The 19534-nt window shown below is 70.8% G+C and carries 17 protein-coding genes; 6 read left to right on the top strand and 11 right to left on the bottom strand.

Annotated features, from left to right (window positions below):
- Positions 1 to 40: 40 nt before the first annotated feature.
- From ACZ7OY_RS26645 to ACZ7OY_RS26655, 3 genes are read right to left on the bottom strand one after another with little or no spacing between them, the layout of a single operon-like run.
- Positions 41 to 793, bottom strand: a complete 753-nt coding sequence (locus ACZ7OY_RS26645; RefSeq protein WP_471913753.1) for an amino acid ABC transporter ATP-binding protein — start codon at positions 791 to 793, stop codon at positions 41 to 43.
- A gap of 50 nt (positions 794 to 843) precedes the next feature.
- On the bottom strand, positions 844 to 1782 hold the full coding sequence (locus ACZ7OY_RS26650; protein ID WP_471913681.1) for an amino acid ABC transporter permease: 939 nt from the start codon (positions 1780 to 1782) through the stop codon (positions 844 to 846).
- Positions 1783 to 1811: 29 nt separating this feature from the next.
- A complete protein-coding gene (locus ACZ7OY_RS26655) occupies positions 1812 to 2771 on the bottom strand; it encodes an ABC transporter substrate-binding protein (protein ID WP_471913682.1) in 960 nt (319 codons plus the stop codon).
- Positions 2772 to 3330: 559 nt separating this feature from the next.
- Here ACZ7OY_RS26655 and ACZ7OY_RS26660 point away from each other — a divergent pair.
- From ACZ7OY_RS26660 to ACZ7OY_RS26675, 4 genes are all read left to right on the top strand, one after another.
- Positions 3331 to 4554 (top strand): NAD(P)-dependent malic enzyme, encoded by a 1224-nt coding sequence (locus tag ACZ7OY_RS26660; RefSeq protein WP_471913683.1) that lies wholly within the window; start codon positions 3331 to 3333, stop codon positions 4552 to 4554.
- Positions 4555 to 4809: 255 nt separating this feature from the next.
- Positions 4810 to 5775 (top strand): zinc-binding dehydrogenase, encoded by a 966-nt coding sequence (locus tag ACZ7OY_RS26665; RefSeq protein ID WP_471913684.1) that lies wholly within the window; start codon positions 4810 to 4812, stop codon positions 5773 to 5775.
- A 102-nt stretch (positions 5776 to 5877) separates the two neighbouring features.
- Positions 5878 to 6087 carry a helix-turn-helix domain-containing protein gene (locus tag ACZ7OY_RS26670; protein ID WP_152892126.1) on the top strand — a complete coding sequence of 70 codons (210 nt, stop codon included), beginning with the start codon at positions 5878 to 5880 and terminating at the stop codon, positions 6085 to 6087.
- Positions 6087 to 6683, top strand: coding sequence for a Clp protease N-terminal domain-containing protein (locus tag ACZ7OY_RS26675; RefSeq protein ID WP_471913685.1), 597 nt, complete (start codon positions 6087 to 6089; stop codon positions 6681 to 6683). The genes ACZ7OY_RS26670 and ACZ7OY_RS26675 overlap by 1 nt, the downstream gene beginning before the upstream one ends.
- Before the next feature lie 119 nt (positions 6684 to 6802).
- On the opposite strand, the gene ACZ7OY_RS26680 is transcribed toward ACZ7OY_RS26675, so the two are convergent.
- Positions 6803 to 7882, bottom strand: coding sequence for a PadR family transcriptional regulator (locus ACZ7OY_RS26680; protein ID WP_471913686.1), 1080 nt, complete (start codon positions 7880 to 7882; stop codon positions 6803 to 6805).
- Position 7883: 1 nt separating this feature from the next.
- Entirely contained in the window at positions 7884 to 8831 is a 948-nt protein-coding gene (locus tag ACZ7OY_RS26685; RefSeq protein ID WP_471913687.1) for a DUF4097 family beta strand repeat-containing protein, read from the bottom strand.
- Positions 8832 to 8971: 140 nt separating this feature from the next.
- On the opposite strand from ACZ7OY_RS26685, the gene ACZ7OY_RS26690 reads away from it, so the two are divergent.
- Complete coding sequence (locus ACZ7OY_RS26690) at positions 8972 to 9880, top strand: hypothetical protein (protein ID WP_471913688.1); 909 nt, start codon at positions 8972 to 8974, stop codon at positions 9878 to 9880.
- A gap of 281 nt (positions 9881 to 10161) precedes the next feature.
- On the opposite strand, the gene ACZ7OY_RS26695 is transcribed toward ACZ7OY_RS26690, so the two are convergent.
- From ACZ7OY_RS26695 to ACZ7OY_RS26715, 5 genes are all read right to left on the bottom strand, one after another.
- Complete coding sequence (locus ACZ7OY_RS26695) at positions 10162 to 10344, bottom strand: DUF6104 family protein (protein WP_003961784.1); 183 nt, start codon at positions 10342 to 10344, stop codon at positions 10162 to 10164.
- 130 nt (positions 10345 to 10474) lie between these two features.
- Positions 10475 to 14290, bottom strand: coding sequence for a multifunctional oxoglutarate decarboxylase/oxoglutarate dehydrogenase thiamine pyrophosphate-binding subunit/dihydrolipoyllysine-residue succinyltransferase subunit (locus tag ACZ7OY_RS26700; RefSeq protein WP_471913689.1), 3816 nt, complete (start codon positions 14288 to 14290; stop codon positions 10475 to 10477).
- 291 nt (positions 14291 to 14581) lie between these two features.
- Complete coding sequence (locus ACZ7OY_RS26705) at positions 14582 to 15694, bottom strand: HAMP domain-containing sensor histidine kinase (RefSeq protein ID WP_471913690.1); 1113 nt, start codon at positions 15692 to 15694, stop codon at positions 14582 to 14584.
- On the bottom strand, positions 15691 to 16431 hold the full coding sequence (locus ACZ7OY_RS26710) for a response regulator transcription factor (RefSeq protein WP_351610455.1): 741 nt from the start codon (positions 16429 to 16431) through the stop codon (positions 15691 to 15693). Before ACZ7OY_RS26710 ends, ACZ7OY_RS26705 begins: the two co-directional genes overlap by 4 nt.
- Before the next feature lie 123 nt (positions 16432 to 16554).
- Positions 16555 to 17259: a spermidine synthase gene (locus ACZ7OY_RS26715; RefSeq protein WP_471913691.1), complete on the bottom strand. Its 705-nt coding sequence runs from the start codon at positions 17257 to 17259 to the stop codon at positions 16555 to 16557.
- A gap of 248 nt (positions 17260 to 17507) precedes the next feature.
- On the opposite strand from ACZ7OY_RS26715, the gene ACZ7OY_RS26720 reads away from it, so the two are divergent.
- The gene (locus ACZ7OY_RS26720; RefSeq protein WP_471913692.1) at positions 17508 to 18425 is read left to right on the top strand and encodes a rhomboid-like protein; all 918 of its coding nucleotides are present in this window, start codon (positions 17508 to 17510) and stop codon (positions 18423 to 18425) included.
- Between the two features lie 194 nt (positions 18426 to 18619).
- Here the strand turns inward: ACZ7OY_RS26720 and ACZ7OY_RS26725 are convergent, their stop codons facing one another.
- The gene (locus ACZ7OY_RS26725; RefSeq protein WP_471913693.1) at positions 18620 to 19402 is read right to left on the bottom strand and encodes a GNAT family N-acetyltransferase; all 783 of its coding nucleotides are present in this window, start codon (positions 19400 to 19402) and stop codon (positions 18620 to 18622) included.
- Between the last annotated feature and the right edge of the window lie 132 nt (positions 19403 to 19534).

Genomic DNA, 19534 nt, shown 5'->3' on the forward strand with positions numbered 1-19534 from the left:
ATTCCGTACCGCCCCTCTTCCGTCGTGCCTCGGCGCCGGGCTACAGCACCTTGGACAGGAACGCCTGGGTCCGCTCGTGCTGCGGGTTCGTCAGCACCTCGCGCGGGTTGCCGGACTCGACGACCACACCGCCGTCCATGAAGACCAGGCTGTCGCCGACCTCACGGGCGAAGCCCATCTCGTGGGTGACGACGACCATCGTCATGCCGGACTCGGCGAGGTCGCGCATGACGTCCAGGACGTCACCGACCAGCTCCGGGTCGAGGGCCGAGGTCGGCTCGTCGAAGAGCATCAGCTTCGGGTCCATGGCCAGGGCCCGGGCGATGGCCACCCGCTGCTGCTGGCCGCCGGAGAGCTGGGAGGGGTAGTTCCCGGCCTTGTCGGCCAGGCCCACCCGCTCCAGGAGCTGCATCGCACGCTCCCTGGCCTGGGCCTTGCCGATGCCCTTGACCTGGACCGGCGCCTCGATGACGTTCTCGACGGCCGTCATGTGCGGGAACAGGTTGAAGCGCTGGAAGACCATGCCGATGTCCCGGCGCTTCAGCGCGACCTCGCTGTCCTTGAGCTCGTAGAGCTTGTCGCCCTTCTGGCGGTAGCCGACCAGCTCGCCGTCGACGTACAGCCGCCCGGCGTTGACCTTCTCCAGGTGGTTGATGCACCGCAGGAAGGTCGACTTGCCGGAGCCGGAGGGGCCGATGAGGCAGAACACCTCGCCGGTCTTCACCTCCAGGTCGATCCCCTTGAGGACCTCGACGTGGCCGAAGGACTTGTGGACGTCCTCGGCCTTGACCATCGGGACGGCGGAGGAGCGCGCGGGCGTGTCCGCCCCGCTCAGCGTCTCGGTCATGCCAGGCCTCCCTTCGGACGGCTCAGGGACAGCATGTTGCTCTTGACCTTCTGGAACACCGTGGGCGGCAGCGAGCGGCTGGAGCCCCGGGCGTAGTACCGCTCCAGGTAGTACTGGCCGACGCTGAAGACCGAGGTCAGCAGCAGGTACCAGGCCGCCGCCAGGAACAGCATCTCGGCGGGTGCGCCGGAGGTCTGGCCGATGTCCTGGGCGACGCGGAACAGCTCGGAGTACTGGACGACCGACACCAGCGAGGTCGTCTTCAGCATGTTGATGACCTCGTTGCCCGTCGGCGGCACGATCACGCGCATCGCCTGCGGGATGACGATCCGGCGCAGCGTCCTGGCGTGGCTCATGCCCAGCGCGTGCGCGGCCTCGGTCTGGCCCTCGTCGACCGCGAGCAGACCGGCGCGGCAGATCTCGGCCATGTACGCGGCCTCGTTCAGGCCCAGGCCGAGCAGCGCGGTCAGGAACGGGGTCATGAAGTCCGACCACTGGTCCTTGTAGAACGGACCGAGGTTGATGTACTCGAAGACCAGGCCCAGGTTGAACCAGACCACGAGCTGCACCAGGACCGGGGTGCCGCGGAAGAACCAGATGTAGAACCACGCGATGGACGAGGTCACCGGGTTCTTCGACAGGCGCATCACGGCGAGCAGGATGCCGCCGCCGATGCCGATCGTCATCGACAGCACCGTTATCAGGAGCGTCTTGCCCACGCCCTGCAGGACGCGGTCGTCGAAGAAGTAGTCCGGGATCGCACCCCAGTTGATCTTGCCCTGGGAGAACGCGTAGACCACACCGGCCATCAGGGCCAGCGCGATGACGGCGGAGACGTACCGCCCGTAGTGACGGACCGGGATGGCCTTGATGGCCTCCGGGGCGGCCGGTGGGGCTGCCACCGGCCCGTCCGTCGTGGTGTCTTCAACAGTCACGGGTGTTGCCTTTCAGTGGCCGCGCGCGGTCACTTGCCGCCGTTGACGGCGGCCGTGGTGACGGCGCCGGCGTCGACGCCCCACTTCTGGATGATCTTGGCGTACTCGCCGTTCTTGACGATGGCGTCCAGCGCGGCCTGGATGGCGTCGCGCAGCTGGGTGTTGCTCTTGGCCACCGCGATGCCGTACGGCGCGGCCTCGACCTGCTCGCCGACGATCTGGAAGTCGTTGCCGCCGCCGGAGGTCTTCACCGCGTACGCGGCGACCGGGAAGTCGGAGGAGCCGGCGTCGGCGCCGCCCGCGCGGAGCCGGGTCTGGGCCTGCTGGTCGTTGTCGAAGGCCTGGATGGCGATCGCCTTGCCGCCGGTGCACTTCTTCGTCTCGGCCTTGGCGAGGTCCTCGGAGACCGTGCCGCGCTGCACCACGAGCTTCTTGCCGCACAGGTCCGCCCAGGTCTTGATGCCCTGGTCCTTGCCCTTGGGGGTGTAGATCGAGACGCCGGCGGTGAAGTAGTCGACGAAGTCGACGCCCTCGCCGACCTTCTTGCCGGTGTCGGAGTCGACGCCGTCCTGACGGTCCTTCGTGTCGGTCATCGCGGACATGGCGATGTCGTAGCGCTTGGAGCGCAGACCGGTGATCAGGGTGTCGAACGTGCCGTTCTGGAAGTCGAACTTCACGCCCAGCTGCTTGCCCATCGCGTCGGCCAGGTCGGGGTCGATGCCGACCGTCTTGCCGGAGCTGTCCTTGAACTCGACCGGCGCGTAAGCGATGTCGGAGCCGACCTTGATGACGCCGGCGTCCCGGACGGCCTGCGGCAGCTTGTCGGCCAGCGGGGCCGAGGCCGCGGCGGTCGAGCCGCTTCCGGAGCCGTTGTCCTTGGTCTGGTCACCGCAGCCGGTGAGCAGCAGGGCGCCGGCGACCGCGATCGCGCCGACCGCTGCTAGCCGGGTGTGCGCGGCGGTGGTACGACGGGTGGTGCTTGCGGTCATGGTGGGTTCCTCCGGCGGGTGGATGGAGTTGCCGATGGGTCGACGAGAACACACACCATCGGGTGTCGCGACCTCGTGTGGTTACGGCATCCTGCCATTCGGATTCAGTCATTCAGGTGAGTCGGCATGTCAAAATCGGATAACGAGACACCCTCGAACTGGATCAGGCCGGACATCACGACCGGACCTTCTACGGGAATCTCTGCTTCCGGCCGGAAGATTTGCGGCGTGTCTCGCCATGTGGCCGGTCTCGGCGCGCCCGTTGCGGACGCTTGATTCACCCTCAACCCTTTGTCCAGGATTTGCCCCCTTTTTCGAGCATGAGTCATCTCACTGGCGCGAGACCACATGTGACCTTCGCGTTATGGACTCGTCCTCGGCCGCGTCCGTCCGGTAAGAAGGATCCTCACACCCCTCATCCGGGGCTCAGGGCGCGTGTGCGGCGCGCCCGACGCGTATGTGCCCGTACGCCTCACCTCATTGGGCCGTGCGCGATGCCCGCCCACCCCTCACCAGGAGTGGCCACCCTCAACCATGTACACCTAAGGGGTAAGACACAGTGGCAGCGGAGATCGTCAATCCTCGCAGCAAGAACAATACGGACCAAGGGGACAGTGCGGAGCCCCTCGATTCCTTCGACCCCGCGTTCGCTCTGCATCGCGGCGGCAAGATGGCTGTGCAGGCCACCGTGCCGATCCGGGACAAGGACGACCTGTCCCTGGCCTACACCCCCGGCGTCGCTCGCGTGTGCACCGCGATCGCGGAGAACCCGGAACTCGTCGACGACTACACCTGGAAGTCGTCCGTGGTCGCCGTCGTGACGGACGGTACGGCCGTGCTCGGCCTCGGGGACATCGGTCCCGAGGCTTCCCTGCCCGTGATGGAGGGCAAGGCGATCCTGTTCAAGCAGTTCGGCGGCGTGGACGCGGTTCCGATCGCCCTCGCCTGCACGGACGTGGACGAGATCATCGAGACCGTGGTGCGCCTCGCGCCGTCGTTCGGCGGGGTGAACCTGGAGGACATCTCGGCGCCCCGGTGCTTCGAGATCGAGCGTCGGCTCCAGGAGCGCCTGGACATCCCGGTCTTCCACGACGACCAGCACGGCACCGCCGTCGTGACGCTGGCGGCGCTGCGCAACGCGGCGCGGCTGAGCGGACGGGCGGTCGGGGACCTGCGCGCCGTCATCTCGGGCGCCGGCGCGGCCGGTGTCGCCATCGCGAAGATGCTCGTCGAAGCAGGCATCGGGGACGTCGCGGTCGCGGACCGCAAGGGCGTCGTCTCCCGGGACCGTGACGACCTGACGCCGGTCAAGCGGGAGTTGGCCGAGTTCACCAACAAGGCCGGGATCTCCGGAACGCTGGAGACCGCGCTGGACGGCGCCGACGTCTTCATCGGCGTCTCCGGCGGTACGGTCCCGGAGGAGGCCGTGGCCTCGATGGCGAAGGGTGCCTTCGTCTTCGCCATGGCGAACCCGAACCCCGAGGTGCACCCCGAGGTGGCGCACAAGTACGCCGCGGTCGTCGCGACCGGGCGCTCGGACTTCCCGAACCAGATCAACAACGTGCTGGCGTTCCCGGGCATCTTCGCGGGCGCGCTCCAGGTGCGGGCCTCCCGGATCACCGAGGGCATGAAGATCGCTGCGGCCGAGGCGCTGGCGGCGGTCGTCGGCGACGACCTCGCCCCCGACTACGTCATCCCCTCGCCGTTCGACGAGCGGGTCGCCCCCGCGGTGACCGCCGCGGTCGCGGCGGCGGCGCGGGCGGAGGGCGTGGCTCGCCGCTGAGCCCCTCCCCGGGTTCCACACAACGGCCTCGCCCGCACGGGCGAGGCCGTTTCTCTGTCTCCGGTCGTTCTTCCGTCTCCGGCCGTTCTGCTGCGCCCTGGCGTCCGGGTGGCCCGCGTACGCGCCGCCGCTACGTACTTCTGACGCCGGCCCGCGTTCCCGCAGCCGCTACGTCCGACGTGTTCCGCGCAAGAGGGCGTGTGTCACAACGCGTCCTGGTTCCCCCTGCCGCCCCCGGAACCTATCGTCGGCTTCATGTTCGCTGCCTACGCCGCCCGAATCGACCGTGACCAGCCGCTCTCCGGCCTGGAGTTGGGGGAGCGTCCGGCCCCCGTGGCCCGCTCCGGCTGGAGCGTCGTCAACGTCAGAGCCGCCTCCCTCAACCACCACGACCTCTGGTCCCTGCGGGGTGTCGGCCTGTCCGAGGACAAGCTGCCCATGATCCTCGGCTGCGACGCCGCCGGTGTCGACGAGGACGGCAACGAGGTCGTCCTGCACTCCGTGATCGGCCAGAGCGGCCACGGAGTGGGTCCCGAGGAGCCCCGCTCCATCCTCACCGAGCGCTACCAGGGCACCTTCGCCGAGCAGGTCGCCGTGCCCACCTGGAACGTGCTGCCCAAGCCCAAGGAGCTCTCCTTCGAGGAGGCCGCCTGTCTGCCCACGGCCTGGCTGACGGCGTACCGCATGCTCTTCACGAACGCGGGTGTGCGCCCCGGCGACTCGGTGCTCGTCCAGGGCGCGGGCGGCGGGGTCGCCACCGCGGCCATCGTGCTGGGGAAGGCGGCCGGGCTGCGGGTCTTCGCCACCAGCCGGGACGAGGCCAAGCGCAAGCGGGCCCTGGAGCTCGGGGCCGTGGAGGCACTGGAGTCGGGCGCGCGGCTGCCCCAGCGGGTGGACGCCGTGATCGAGACCGTGGGCGCCGCGACCTGGTCGCACTCGGTGAAGTCCCTGCGGCCCGGCGGCACTCTGGTGATCTCCGGAGCGACCAGCGGCGACCGGCCCTCGCACGCCGAGCTGACCCGGATCTTCTTCCTCGAACTCAAGGTCGTCGGCTCGACGATGGGCACCAAGGACGAACTGGAGGACCTGCTCTCCTTCTGCGCCGCGACCGGGGTGCGCCCCGTCATCGACGAGGTGTTTCCGCTCGACCGTGCCCGGGAGGGCTTCGAGCGGCTGGAGTCGGGCGACCAGTTCGGCAAGATCGTGCTGACCGCCTCCTGATCTTCCGACCGCGCGCTCCCGACGGCCGGCCCGGCTCCCGGGCCGGCCGTTCGCATGTCAACTTCGGTTGACATCATCCGCGTGTCAACGTAAGTTGACGTCATGACCGAAGCAACGGATCTCGCCCAGCGCGCCGGCGACCGCGATCCGCGGGTCGGACTGCGGGCGGTGGCCGCGCTGCGCCGGCTGCTGGAGCAGCTGGAGGCGGTGCAGGTGCGCAGTGCGCGCCATCAGGGCTGGTCGTGGCAGGAGATCGCCGCGGAACTCGGAGTCAGCAGGCAGGCCGTGCACAAGAAGTACGGGAGGCAGTGATGTTCGAACGCTTCACCCAGGACGCCCGCGCGGTGGTGGTGGGGGCGGTGGCCCATGCGGAACGGGCAGGCGCGGAAAGGGTCGAGGAGACCCACGTCCTGCTCGCCCTCCTCGACCGCGAGGGCAGCCGCGGGTCCTTCGCGCTGGCGGCGCTCGGCCTTCCGCCGGGGGGCCGGGACGGTGTCGTACGCGAACTGGGCGAGGCCCGCCGTCGTGGCGGGCTCTCCCGCGCCGACGCGGACGCCCTGTCCGGGCTGGGGATCGATCTGGCGGAGATCGTCGCGCGGATCGAGGAGGAGCACGGGGAAGGGGTGTTGGCGGATTCCGGCCGGGGCGGTGCCATCGGCCGCAGGACCGGACGGCGGCTGTTCGACCGCGGCGCCAGGGATCTGCTCACCGAGTCGCTGCGCATCACCCTCGGCCGGCGCGACCGCCGGATCGGCGACGAGCATCTGCTGCTCGCCCTCACGGCACGTCCCGGTGTGCCGGCGGAGGTCCTCGCCGACCACGGCGTGACCCATGAGTCCCTCACCCGGGTGCTGTACGGCCCCGGCCCCGCGACGGACGCCGGAACCGGCGAGGCGAAGGCCGGCTGAGGCAGGGGCCGGCTGAGGGCGAATGTCGCCCGGCGAGAGGGCGAGAGGGCGAGAGGGCGAGAAGGCGAGAAGGCGAGAAGGCGAGAGCGGGCGAGCGCCGGTGCGGCGCTCGCCCGCTGTCATGCCTTCGGTGTGCGCAGCACCGAGCCGATGAGGGCCGCCGCCGCGGAGAGATGGCCGCGGGCGTCATGGAGCTGGTCCGCGGTGACGCCGTGGTCGCGGGCCGCGTCCCGGATGTCGTCCCGGAAGCGGTCGAGCAGCCGGTCCAGATCGCGGGCCGGATCGCCGGTGAGGTCCTCGTGGGCCCAGGCCGGTTCGTAGCCGGCCGGGAAGTCCTCCGGTGTGCGGCCGTACTCGGGTCCGGGCGCCGCCTTCTCGGAGCCGGCACCCCCACCGCCCCCACCGGTGCGGCCGAAGCCGAGGTCCCTGCCGAACTCCTTACCGAATTCCTTCCCGAAATCGCCGAACTCCTTGGCGAGTTCGGTCAGGCCCTCCCGCAGGCCCGTGGGCCAGTCGCCCCGCTCGAAGTGGTCCTGCACCTGCTCCTGGACCCGCCGGGAGATGCGCTGCAACTCCTCCTGCGCCTGGCTCCTGGCCCTGTCCTGCGCCTCCTTCGCCTGGCGCCGGGCCCGCTGGGCCTCCTCGCGGGCCCGGCGGCTCTCGTCCTTGGCGCGGCGGGCCTGCTCCTTCCACTCCTGCTTGGCCCGGCGCATCTCCTCCTTGGCGGCCCGCCACGCCTCCTTGTCCCCGAAGTCCCCGAAGTCGCCGTGGTCGCCGCCGGTCCGGTGCTCCCCGGATGCCGAGCCGTCCCGCCGGGCCTCCGAGGCCGCCGCCCGCATCTCACGTCGCAGATCACCGGCGGCGCCACGCACATCGGCGCGGATCTCGGCGGCCAGTTCCGCGACCGACTCCCGGATCTCCAGTTCCAGATCGGCCAGTTCGCCGCTGCGGTCGGCCAGTTCGGCGCGGCCGGCGTCCGTGATGGCGTACACCTTGCGGCCGCCCTCGGTGGTGTGCGTGACCAGGCCCTCCGCCTCCAGCTTCGCCAGCCGGGGGTAGACCGTGCCCGCCGACGGGGCGTACAGACCCTGGAAGCGCTCCTCGAGGAGGCGGATCACCTCGTAGCCGTGGCGCGGGGCCTCGTCCAGCAGCTTCAGCAAATAGAGGCGCAGACGGCCATGGGCGAAGACGGGAGGCATGTCAGAGCACCTTCTTGTCGGTCGAGCCGTCGGTCGTGCCGTCCGCGGGGGCACCGGTCGTGCCGTCGGCCGGGCGAGGGTCCTCGTCCGGGCCGCCGGGCGAAGGTGCCGCCTCCGTCCGCCCCTCCCACGGTTCGTCCTCCGCGGGGGGCCGGCGCAGCAGGGCGATGGACCCGGAGACCGTCGTCGCCTTCAGCCGGCCGTTGCCCGCGCCGAGCCGTCCGGTGATCCGCTTGGCGCCCCACTGACCGCTGACCCGGAGGTCCTCGAAGGCGTTGGAGACGGTGCCGCTCGCGGTGTTCGCCTCCACCTGCGCGTCCGCCGGGTGCGGCAGCCGGATGGCGATCTCACCGGAGACGCTGGTCAGGCTGATCTCCGCGGGGCTGTTCTTCGAGTCGACGTCGACGATCATCGAGCCGCTCACCGAGTCGGCCTTCACACAGGACCCGGCGGCCTCGACCACGGTCAGGTCGCCCGAGACGGAGTGGAAGCGGAGATCCCCGCTGAGGGCCTGGGCCTCCACGTTCCCCGAGACGGTGTCCGCGCGGACCGGGCCCGCCAGTCCCACCAGCGTGGTGTCGCCGCTGACCCCCTTCACCGCGGCGTCCCCGTCGATGCCGGAGACCATGGCCGTGGCTCCGACGACACCGACCTCGACACGGGTGCGGGCGGGCACCGCCAGGGAGACGACGGCACTGCGCCGCCAGCCCTTGTGGTCGAGCCACTTCAGGAAGCCCTTCCACGGCAGGTCCTCGTACGCCACCGTCAGGGTGCCGTTGCGCTGGGTGACGATCAGGGGCGGGCCCTCGACCTCGGACACCTCGAGCCGGGCGGAACCTTCGTCCGTGCCCACGACGTTCACTGTTCCGTTGACGATGCGCACGTGCAGTTCGCTCACCGGCTCGTCGAAGGTGAGCTTCCTCGGCTCTGCGACGGACCACTCGGACATGGTGCGGACCTCCAGGACGGCAAGAACGCGCCATATCGCGTCTCCTTCAATCACGATATATCGCGGCCGTCGAATGTCAAGGCACCCGTTCTGGCGATCACCGATCACACAGAGCCGACGCGTGGACATAGCGTGTGAACATGCCGACGGAAGACTTCGGGTCGCGTGCCCGGCCGGGCCGCCCCGCCCAGGGAGTCCTGCTGCTCTGCCGGGCGGACCCCGGCTCCGTCGCCCCCACCGCCCGTCCGGTGCGCGACCGTGTCCTGCTCACGTCGGCCGGTGAGGCGTGGAGCGTCCTCGTACCCGAGGGCAGGCCGTGGCGGCAGGAGGGCGAACCGGTCGACCGCGTCGCCACCGGCTGGGCGACCGCTCTGGCCGTCGGTGCACCCTGGCCCGTACTGGCGCTGTGGTGGGACGCCGACCGGGCCGGCTACACCCTCGCGTCCGGGTACCGCCGTCCCGTCGGCTACGTCTGGCTCGCGGACGGCACCCCGGCCGGCGAGGAGGAGGCCATGCGCACCTTCGCGGCCCGCCTGGGCCTCGACCCGGTCGCCGACCTGCCGTTCCTGGAAGCCCTGACCTGCTCCGGCCCCGGCTTCGGTCCCGGCTTCGGGGGCGACGCCCGTGCCCGGCTGGGCGGCCTGCTGGCGGTTCTCGCCCGGGCGGGGGTCGCCCTGCCGCCGGGCCTCACTCCCGGTGAGTCCGTCGACCGTCTTCGGGAGGCCGCCCGGTCCTGCCCCGGCGCACAGGAGATCCAGGAGCCCGGCCTGCCGGACACCCCTCGCCCGGCGGCCACCGTCACAGAACCCGAGCCGAGGGTGCCCGGTACCGCCGGGCTCGAGGACGGGCGCGGTCTTCCGGGCCCCTTGCTCCCCTATGCGGGCAGTCCCGGAGCCCAGGTCCTCGCCCTCGCCCAGGTGGCGGCGGGCCTCCCGCTCACCGCCTGGGGCCTGCGGCGCCGCAACGGCGGCTGGGTCACCTCGGGCACGTTGCTCCTGGCCCACGGGGCGCTGGGGCTGCTGTACGACCTGGGCAGGCCACGCGACTGACGGCCGACGGCCGCAGGGCGGGGCGCCGGTCCGGCACCCCCGGCGGGACGGCCCGCCGCCTCACCGGGACGGCAGTGGGAGAAGCCGTACGGCAGCCGGAAGCAGCCGCCCGGCAGCGGGCGGAAGCCGCTCGGCAGAGGCAGAAGCCGCTCGGCGGCTGGGGAAGCCCTACGACACCCGGAAGCAGCCGCACGTCAGCGGGCGGAAGCCGCTCGGCGGCTGGGAAAGCCCTACGGCACCCGGAAGCAGCCGCCCGGCAGCGGCAGAAGCCCTACGGACGTCTACTCGTCCTCGTCCTCGTCGTCCAGCCGGGCCAGCCAGGTCGCCAGACGCTCCACCGGCACCTCGAAGTCCGGGTTGAGGTCGACGAACGTACGCAGCTGCTCGGCGAGCCACTCGAAGGTGACCTCCTCCTCGCCCCGGCGCTTCTCGAGCTCCTCGATGCCGCGGTCGGTGAAGTACACGAATGCTCCGCAAAGAACTGGGCGTCAACGACCCCTCCAGGCTATCCCGCCCGGTGGGGGAACGAACGCGGCCCCGCCCCTGGCCACGAGGGCCGGGGACGGGGCCGCGGGACGACCGGATGCGCGGGGCCTAGGCCTCGAACACCTCACGCACCAGCTGCTCCTGCTCAGCCTGGTGCCGCTTCGCCGAGCCCACCGCCGGGGACGACGAGTGCGGACGCGAGATACGGCGCAGACGCTCGCCGTGCGGCACGTCCGCGCCGACGGCCAGGTCCAGGTGGTCGATCAGGTTCAGGGCGATGAACGGCCAGGCACCCTGGTTGGCCGGCTCCTCCTGGGCCCAGAGGTACTTCTCCGCGTTCGGGTACTTGGCGATCTCGGCCTGGAGCTCGGCACCCGGCAGCGGGTACAGGCGCTCCAGCCGGATGATCGCCGTCTCGGCGACCGCGGGGTCCGAGGCGCCACGCTTCTGACGCTCGGCCTCCAGGTCGTAGTAGACCTTGCCGGCGCAGAAGACGACCTTCTTCACCGCGGCCGGGTCGGCCTTCGCGTCGCCGATGACCGGGCGGAACTGGCCGCTCGTGAACTCCTCCGCCTTCGAGGCCGCGGCCTTCAGGCGCAGCATCGACTTCGGGGTGAAGACGACCAGCGGCTTGTGGTGCGGGTTGTGCACCTGCCACCGCAGGAGGTGGAAGTAGTTCGACGGGAGCGTGGGCATCGCGACCGTCATGTTGTTCTGCGCGCACAGCTGGAGGAAACGCTCCGGGCGGGCGGACGAGTGGTCCGGGCCCTGGCCCTCGTAGCCGTGCGGGAGGAGCAGGGTGACGCCGGAGGTCTGGCCCCACTTCTGCTCCGACGCGGAGATGTACTCGTCGACGACCGTCTGAGCGCCGTTGACGAAGTCGCCGAACTGCGCCTCCCACATCACGAGCGCGTCGGGGCGGGCCAGCGAGTAGCCGTACTCGAAGCCCATCGCCGCGTACTCGGACAGCAGGGAGTTGTAGACGTTCAGGCGGGCCTGGTCCTCGGACAGGTACAGCAGCGGCGTGAAGTCCTCGCCCGTCTGACGGTCGATGATCACCGCGTGGCGCTGGCCGAACGTACCGCGCTGCGAGTCCTGGCCGGCCAGGCGCACCGGGACGCCCTCCAGCAGGAGGGAGCCGAAGGCGAGGGTCTCGCCCATGCCCCAGTCGATGGTGCCGTCCTCGACCATGGCCGCCCGGCGCTGGAGCTGCGGCAGCAGACGCGGGTGGACGGTGACGTGGTCGGGGATGTTGACCTGGGACTCGGCGATCCGCTTGACGGTCTCCGCGGACACCGCCGTGTTCACCGCGACCGGGAACTCGGCCTGCGGGTCGGACGGGGCGGTGGCGGTCGGCTGCGCGGTGGCCTCGCGGACCTCCGTGAAGACCTTCTCCAGCTGGCCCTGGTAGTCCTGGAGCGCCTGCTCGGCCTCTTCCAGGGTGATGTCGCCGCGACCGATGAGGGACTCGGTGTAGAGCTTGCGCACCGAGCGCTTCTTGTCGATCAGGTCGTACATCAGCGGCTGGGTGAAGGCCGGGTTGTCCGACTCGTTGTGACCGCGGCGGCGGTAGCACAGGAGGTCGATCACCACGTCCTTGTTGAACGCCTGGCGGAACTCGAAGGCCAGCCGCGCGACGCGGACCACGGCCTCCGGGTCGTCGCCGTTCACGTGGAAGATCGGGGCCTCGATCATGCGGGCCACGTCCGTCGCGTACATGGAGGAACGCGAGGACTCGGGGGCCGCGGTGAAGCCGACCTGGTTGTTGATGACGACGTGGACCGTGCCGCCGGTGCGGTAGCCCCGCAGCTGCGACATGTTCAGGGTCTCGGCCACCACGCCCTGGCCCGCGAAGGCCGCGTCGCCGTGGATCGCCACCGGCAGCACCGTGAAGTCCGTGCCGCCCTTGTTGATGACGTCCTGCTTGGCGCGCGCGATGCCCTCGATGATCGGGTCGACCGTCTCCAGGTGGGACGGGTTCGCGGCCAGCGAGACCTTGATCTGCTCGCCGTCCAGGCCGGTGAAGGTGCCCTCGGCGCCCAGGTGGTACTTCACGTCGCCGGAGCCGTGCATCGACTTCGGGTCGAGGTTGCCCTCGAACTCGCGGAAGATCTGCGCGTACGACTTGCCGACGATGTTGGCGAGGACGTTCAGACGGCCGCGGTGGGCCATGCCGATGACGACCTCGTCGAGGCGCGACTCGGCCGCGGAGTCGATCACCGCGTCGAGCAGCGGGATGACGGACTCGCCGCCCTCCAGGGAGAAGCGCTTCTGGCCGACGTACTTCGTCTGGAGGAAGGTCTCGAAAGCCTCCGCCGCGTTCAGCCGGCGCAGGATGCGCAGCTGCTCCTCGCGCTCCACGCGTGCGTGGGGGCGCTCGACGCGGTCCTGGATCCACTTGCGCTGCTTGGGGTCCTGGATGTGCATGAACTCGATGCCGGTGGTGCGGCAGTACGAGTCGCGCAGCACGCCGAGGATGTCGCGCAGCTTCATCAGGGACTTGCCCGAGAAACCGCCGACGGCGAACTCGCGCTCCAGGTCCCACAGGGTGAGCCCGTGCTCGGTGATGTCCAGGTCGGGGTGCTTGCGCTGGCGGTACTCCAGCGGGTCGGTGTCGGCCATGACGTGGCCGCGGACCCGGTAGGAGTGGATCAGCTCGAAGACGCGGGCGGCCTTGGTGACGTCGTCGTCGTGGCTGGCGTCGATGTCCTTGAGCCAGCGGACCGGCTCGTAGGGGATGCGCAGCGAGGCGAAGATGCCGTCGTAGAAGCCCTGCTCGCCGAGCAGGAAGTTCGCGACGATCCGGAGGAACTCGCCGGAGGCCGCGCCCTGGATCACCCGGTGGTCGTAGGTCGACGTGAGCGTCATGACCTTCGAGATGCCGAGCTTGTTCAGGGTGTCCTGGGAGGTGCCCTGGAACTCCGCGGGGTAGTCCATGGAGCCGACGCCCATGATGACCGACTGGCCGGGCATCAGACGCGGGACCGAGTGGACGGTGCCGAGGCCGCCGGGGTTGGTCAGGGAGACCGTGACACCGGTGAAGTCGTCCATCGTCAGCTTGCCGTCGCGGGCGCGGCGGACGATGTCCTCGTAGGCCTGCCAGAACTCGAAGAAGTTCAGCGTCTCGGCCTTCTTGATGCCGGCGACGACGAGCTGGCGGTCGCCGTTCGGCTTCACCAGGTCGATGGCGAGACCGAAGTTGACGTGCGCGGGCTTGACGAGGGTGGGCTTCCCGTCCTTCTCCGCGTAGTGCCAGTTCATCGACGGCATGGCCTTGATGGCCTGCACCATCGCGAAGCCGATCAGGTGCGTGAAGGAGATCTTCCCGCCCCGGGCGCGCTTGAGGTGGTTGTTGATGACGATGCGGTTGTCGAACAGCAGCTTCACCGGGACCGCGCGCACGGACGTGGCCGTGGGCAGCTCCAGGGAGGCGTTCATGTTCTTGGCGACCGCGGCGGAGGGACCGCGCAGCGTCACGAACTCGGGACCCTCCGGGGCCTCGGCGGCCGGAGCGGCCTTCGCCTTGGCGGCCGGGGCCGCGGCGGCGGGCTTCGCCGGAGCGGCCGCGGGCGCCGGAGCGGCGGCGGCGGGCTTCGCGGGAGCCTGGGCCGGCGCGGGCACGGCCGGGGCCGCCGGAGCGGCGGCGGGCGCGGCCTGGGCCGGGGCGGCGGGTGCCGGGGCGGTGGCTCCTGCGGCCCCCGCGGCCGCAGTGCCCGCCGGCGCCGGGGAGGTAGCCGTCCCCGGCTTGTAGTCGGCGAAGAAGTCCCACCAGGCACGGTCTACCGAATTCGGGTCCTGGAGGTACTGCTGATAGATCTCGTCGACGAGCCACTCGTTGGGGCCGAACGCGGCAGCGGGGTTCTTGCCCGCTTGGTCTGCGTCGGTCGAGAGGCTCGATGCGTTACTGGGGGACTGTGGCGACACGGCGGCAACCGCCCTCTTCCGCTTCACAAGGTGATGGACAGCGGAAATAAAGGCTACGCCCCCGTGGCCGGGAAGGTCAGGTCGGGCCGGTTCAACGTCGCGTAAGTCACATCAGAAAGTGTGTTTCGGCCCTGGAAATGGCGGGAAACACATGTGGTTCCGCTACGTGGGTGATGCGTCAGGGTTCGTCGAAGGAGGCCTCGCACGCCGTTGACGTGGGCCTGTGCCTGATCACACGTGTCCGTCAGCGCGGACGCCCGTGGATCTTGTGGCTCCGGTTCGCACTTTACGTCAACTTGGCACAGATGACAGTCCCGGGAGAGTGACGATAATCCTGCACCCCCGGTCGGATTCGGCCACGCCGATGCGGCCGCCGTGCAGATCCACCGCCCACCGGGCGATCGCCAGCCCCAGTCCCGTACCGCCGTCGCTGCCCGGACCGTGCGGCCGGCGGACGGCTCCCCGGTTGAACCGCTCGAAGACGCGGTGCCACTCCGAGCGGGGGATGCCGGGCCCCTCGTCCAGGACCTCCAGCTCCAGCGACTCCGGCAGCGCCCCGCGGCGCGCCCGGACCGTCACCCGGCCGTGCGGCGGGCTGTGCTTGACCGCGTTGTCGATGAGGTTGGCCACGACCTGGTGGATGCGCTCGGGGTCCGCGTGCGCGGTCAGCTCCGGCGGGGACACGTCCAGGTGGAGATGGACGTCCGTACGGGTGTGGCTGCCGGAGCCGGAGGCCATGCTCGCGCGCGCGGAGGCGACCATGTTGGCCTCCTTCAGCACCCCGGACAGATACGGCCAGACCTCGAAACGCCGTTGGCGCAGCGGTACGACCCCGTTGTCGAGCCGGGACAGGTCCAGCAGCGTCTCCACCAGCCGCCCGAGCCGCTCGGTCTGCTTCAGGGCGGTGCGCATCGTCTCGGTGTCCGCCACCGAGATGCCGTCCACGACGTTCTCCAGCACCGCGCGCAGCCCCGCGATGGGCGTCCGCAGCTCGTGCGAGACGTTGGCCACCAGCTCCTTGCGTTGCAGGTCCTGCGCTTCCAGCTCGTCGGCCATGACGTTGATCGTCTGCGCCAGGTGGCCGAGCTCGTCCCGGCGCTTCTCGCTCACCCGGCGGGTGTAGTCGCCGTGCGAGATGGACCGGGCGACCGTATTCATCTCGTCCAGCGGCGCGGTGAGCGAGTGCGCCACGAACTGCGTGATGAGCAGTGTGGCGATCATCGAGAAGACCGTGATGAAGCGCAGCTCGGTCTTGGTGTGCACCGCGATCATCGACAGCCCGGTCGTGATCAGCACGGATATGACGACCAGCGCACCCAGCTTGGTCTTGATCGAGAACGGGCGTACGCCACCCCAGGGCTCGCCCCTGGGGCTCTTCCGTGCGGCCGACCGTCCGTCGCTCATGGCGTCGGGGTCTCCAGCGCGTAGCCCACACCGTGCACGGTGCGGATCCGCTCGGCGCCGATCTTCCGGCGCAGCGCCTTGATGTGGCTGTCGACCGTACGGGTGCCGGAGGCGTCCGCCCAGTCCCACACCTCCGCCAGCAGCTGCTCACGGGAGAGCACCGCGCGCGGGGTGTTCGCCAGGCACACCAGCAGGTCGAACTCGGTGGGCGTCAGATGGACGTCCTCGCTGCGCACCCGCACCCGGCGCTGCGCGTGGTCGATCTCCAGCTCGCCGAGGCGCAGTATGCCGCTGCGCGGTGTCGAGGCGGCCACGACGGCCCGCTCGACCCGGCGCAGCAGCACATGCACCCGCGCGGCCAGCTCCCGCATCGAGAACGGCTTGGTCATGTAGTCGTCGGCGCCCACGCCGAGCCCGACCAGCATGTCGGTCTCGTCGTCACGCGCGGTCAGCATCAGCACCGGCACCGGCCGCTGGGCCTGCACACGACGGCAGACCTCCAGACCGTCGAAACCGGGCAGCATGATGTCGAGGATCAGCAGGTCGGGCTGCCATGCCTCGGCGGTGTCGACGGCCGCCGGGCCGTCTCCCGCGGTTTGCACCAGGAATCCCTCGGCGCGAAGTCGGGCCGCGATGGCGTCGACGATCGTCGAGTCGTCCTCGACCACCAGGACCCGCCGCTGGGCGCCCTGAGTCGCCGTGGCCGTCCCGTTGTGGGAGGTATGTGTCTGCTCCATCGCCCGCCCCTGAGTGTGCTCTCCGGAATCAGTGGGGTGATTCCTCGGTCTGCGCCTGCTTGCGATTGACGCTTGAATGATCCGCGTCAGGGATGCAGCGTACGGGGAGTCACCGCGGCTTTGCTATCCAGGTCGGACGGCGAGGTGGACGACGTCCGGAACACCCCGGGCAACTGGTACCTCTTCGCTACGTACTTGTGTGAACCCGGTATTTCGCAAGGTTTCCTCGAATTCGGCAGACGGCTGCGCCGACCACACCGCCAGCACCCCGCCGGATCTCAGCGCGCTCGCACAACTCGCCAGCCCGGCCGGGCCGTAGAGGCCCTGGTTGCCCTCGGTGACGGTCCAGTCCGGCCCGTTGTCGATGTCGAGACACAGTGCGTCGAATGTGTCGAATGCCTCATCGATGTAGTCGAGCAGATCCGCCTGGACGATCTCCGTGCGCGGGTCCGCGAGCGCCTCGCGGGTGGTTTCGGACAGAGGGCCCGAGCGATGCCAGTCGATGACGGCCGGCTCGCGCTCCACGACGGTGATCCGGCCCCAGCGCGGGTTCGCCGCGGCGTGCGCGAGCGAGAGACCGACCCCCAGACCGCCGACCAGCACGGCCGGCCGGTCGTGACCGCGGGTGACGGACGGCCGGCGCGAGCCGTCGAGCGCGGCGAGCGCCGCGTCGACGAGCAGCCGCTCCGAGCGGCCGTCCGAGGTGTCCATCAGGAAGCAGCCGTTGGCGATGATCTGCAACAGCCCGCCCTGGCGGCGCAGTACGACCTCGCCGTACGGGCCCTCGCGGCGGTCCAGGACTTCGGGAGTGTCGTATGACGTGGGCATCGGCCCATCCTGGCACTTTGCTGACGGATCGTTGACGGATTTGCTCCGGCGCAGCGGCACACCCGCGTGGAGTCATCTCGGTACGCGGGCGCCGCCACCGGGTACCGCTCCTGTGCCGTACCGCGCCGTGCCGGACGCGGGAGGCTGTATTGGAGGTTGCTGTGAATCGGCGTGTGCGTGGCGCCGGTCATAGACAGTGACCCCGTGGTGCGCGAAGGGTGGGGGCGAACCGGAAGGAGCGCCTCACCGTGGAACGGACTGCGACCGCCGCCTCCCCGGCGGATCCGGACGACTCCCTCCCGAACGCCCCGGATGCGGATGCCGCGGCTTCGGGCCCGGCGCTCGCGGACACCTCCGGTCTGCTGGGCGGGATGCCCAGGCAGTGGATCCCGGCCGTGGCGACCACGTCCGAGACCCCGTACGCGGCGGCGCCCGAGGCGGTGCCCGAAGCGCGTCCGGCGGCGGGTCCGGCCAGGGGTTCGGCGGGTTCGGCGGGTTCGGCGGCAGGTCCGGCCGCGGGGGTGCGGCTGCGCCCGCGTCCCTGGCGGCTGCTCCCCACCCCCACCGGAACGCCGTTCGCCTTCGCCTTCACGGCCGTGCTGGCCGTCACCTCACTGATCACGTCCTACGCCGATCCCGCCCTGGTGCACACCCTCCACCAGGGCTCCAGCACCGACGTGGCGCACCTTGTGCGCACCCCCGTGCTGGTCCTGCTGGCCAGCGCGCTGTGGATCGCGGGCGGGGTCCTGTCCGTCTACGCGATCTGCTGTCTGCTCGTCCTCACCGCCCTGGAGCGGCGGATAGGAGGACTGCGCACGGCAGGTGTCTTCCTGCTCGGGCATGTCACGGCGACCCTCGCGACCGAGGTTCCGGTGGGACTGGCCGTCCTGGCCGGCCGTCTCCCCGCCAGTTCCCTGCACCGCCTCGACTACGGCATCAGCTTCGGGGTCGCCGCCGGTGTCGGCGCCCTGACGGGTCTGCTCGCCCCGTGGCTGGGCCGGCCGTTGCTCGTGGTGTTCGCCGCGATGCTGGTGCGCGACCTGATCGGGTTCGCGGACCCGATGACGAACTGGGGGCACCTGCTGTCCCTGGCGGTCGGCTGCGCCACCTGGCCGGTGACGCGCCGCTGGCACCACGGCCGCGCCGCCACGGTGGCGGCGCGCTGACCTCCAGCCGCCCTTCCTGTCGCGGTGGCCGCGCGTGAGGACCTGCCTGTCGCGGTGGCCGCGCGTGAGGACCCGCCTGTCGCGGTGACCTCCCGCCGCCCTGCCTGTCGCGGTGGCCGCGCGTAAGGCCCTGCCTGTCGCGGTGGCCGCGCGTAAGGACCCGCCTGTCGCGGTGGCCGCACGCAAGGACCCGCCTACCGCGGTGACCAGACGTAAGGAGTCGTCGTGGTCACCGCCCGGAAGCCGAGCCGGCGCAGGATGGGCTCGCTGTCGTCGGAGGCGTCCACGTGCAGATAGGGGACGCCCCGGGCGGCGGCGATCTCGGCGCGGGCGGCCAGCAGGGCGCGGTAGATCCCCCGGCCGCGCCACTCGGGCAGCGTCGAGCCGCCCGCCAGCGAGGCGAACTCGCTGCCGGGGCGGAAGGTCAGCCAGGCCGCGCAGACCACCTCGCCCCGCGCCTCGGCGACCAGGACGGCGATCTCCTCCGGAGCGCGGGCCACGCGTCCGATCAGGTCGTCGGCGATCGAGCTCAGGTCCAGGCCCCAGACCGCCGTCTCCAGGGCCGCCACCCGGCGCAGGTCGGCGTCCGCGGTGACCTGGCGCACGGTGACGCCGTCCGGTGCGGCGGGTGATTCCGCCGCCAGCCGCGTCACGGATCCGATGAGGACCGTCTCCTGAGCCTCGGGCTCGAAGCCCGCCGCGCGCAGCCGGTCCGTGAGATCGGCCGGGCTGTCGTGCCCGCGCACCTTCCACTCCACTGCCTGCCCGCGGGCCGCGAAGAGGTCCCGCTGTCGCGCGATCAGCTCGTCGACCTCGCGCCCTCGCAGGCCGCCCAGATCGCGCGGTCCGCTGACGAAGCCGCGGAAGCCCAGGTCGAGGCGGAGCAGCGGGCCGTCGTACTCGTACGCGACTCCGGGCGGCGGGGCGCAGCGCAACTGGGCGTCGTAGGCGTCGAGCAGGCTCTGGGTCTCCGTCATGGGAAAGAACGTACGGGCGGGGGACCGGGCACGGGCAACACCTTTTCGCGGGGCGTGCGGGGCGGGGGAGCGGAAGGCGGGCGGAGCCGCGGCGGGGAGGAGGGGGAACGGGGAGGTGAGGACGGAAGGAGA

It is taken from the genome of Streptomyces sp. NPDC107559, from assembly GCF_055657365.1.

Bases quoted from the DNA above. Each gene is read 5' to 3' on its own strand.
- ACZ7OY_RS26725 (WP_471913693.1), bottom strand. From the start codon at position 19,402: ATGACGGAGACCCAGAGCCTGCTCGACGCCTACGACGCCCAGTTGCGC.
- ACZ7OY_RS26665 (WP_471913684.1), top strand. From the start codon at position 4,810: ATGTTCGCTGCCTACGCCGCCCGAATCGACCGTGACCAGCCGCTCTCC.
- ACZ7OY_RS26645 (WP_471913753.1), bottom strand. From the start codon at position 793: ATGGTCAAGGCCGAGGACGTCCACAAGTCCTTCGGCCACGTCGAGGTC.
- ACZ7OY_RS26690 (WP_471913688.1), top strand. From the start codon at position 8,972: ATGCCGACGGAAGACTTCGGGTCGCGTGCCCGGCCGGGCCGCCCCGCC.
- ACZ7OY_RS26675 (WP_471913685.1), top strand. From the start codon at position 6,087: ATGTTCGAACGCTTCACCCAGGACGCCCGCGCGGTGGTGGTGGGGGCG.
- ACZ7OY_RS26715 (WP_471913691.1), bottom strand. From the start codon at position 17,259: ATGCCCACGTCATACGACACTCCCGAAGTCCTGGACCGCCGCGAGGGC.
- ACZ7OY_RS26680 (WP_471913686.1), bottom strand. From the start codon at position 7,882: ATGCCTCCCGTCTTCGCCCATGGCCGTCTGCGCCTCTATTTGCTGAAG.
- ACZ7OY_RS26670 (WP_152892126.1), top strand. From the start codon at position 5,878: ATGACCGAAGCAACGGATCTCGCCCAGCGCGCCGGCGACCGCGATCCG.
- ACZ7OY_RS26710 (WP_351610455.1), bottom strand. From the start codon at position 16,431: ATGGAGCAGACACATACCTCCCACAACGGGACGGCCACGGCGACTCAG.
- ACZ7OY_RS26655 (WP_471913682.1), bottom strand. From the start codon at position 2,771: ATGACCGCAAGCACCACCCGTCGTACCACCGCCGCGCACACCCGGCTA.
- ACZ7OY_RS26685 (WP_471913687.1), bottom strand. From the start codon at position 8,831: ATGTCCGAGTGGTCCGTCGCAGAGCCGAGGAAGCTCACCTTCGACGAG.
- ACZ7OY_RS26705 (WP_471913690.1), bottom strand. From the start codon at position 15,694: ATGAGCGACGGACGGTCGGCCGCACGGAAGAGCCCCAGGGGCGAGCCC.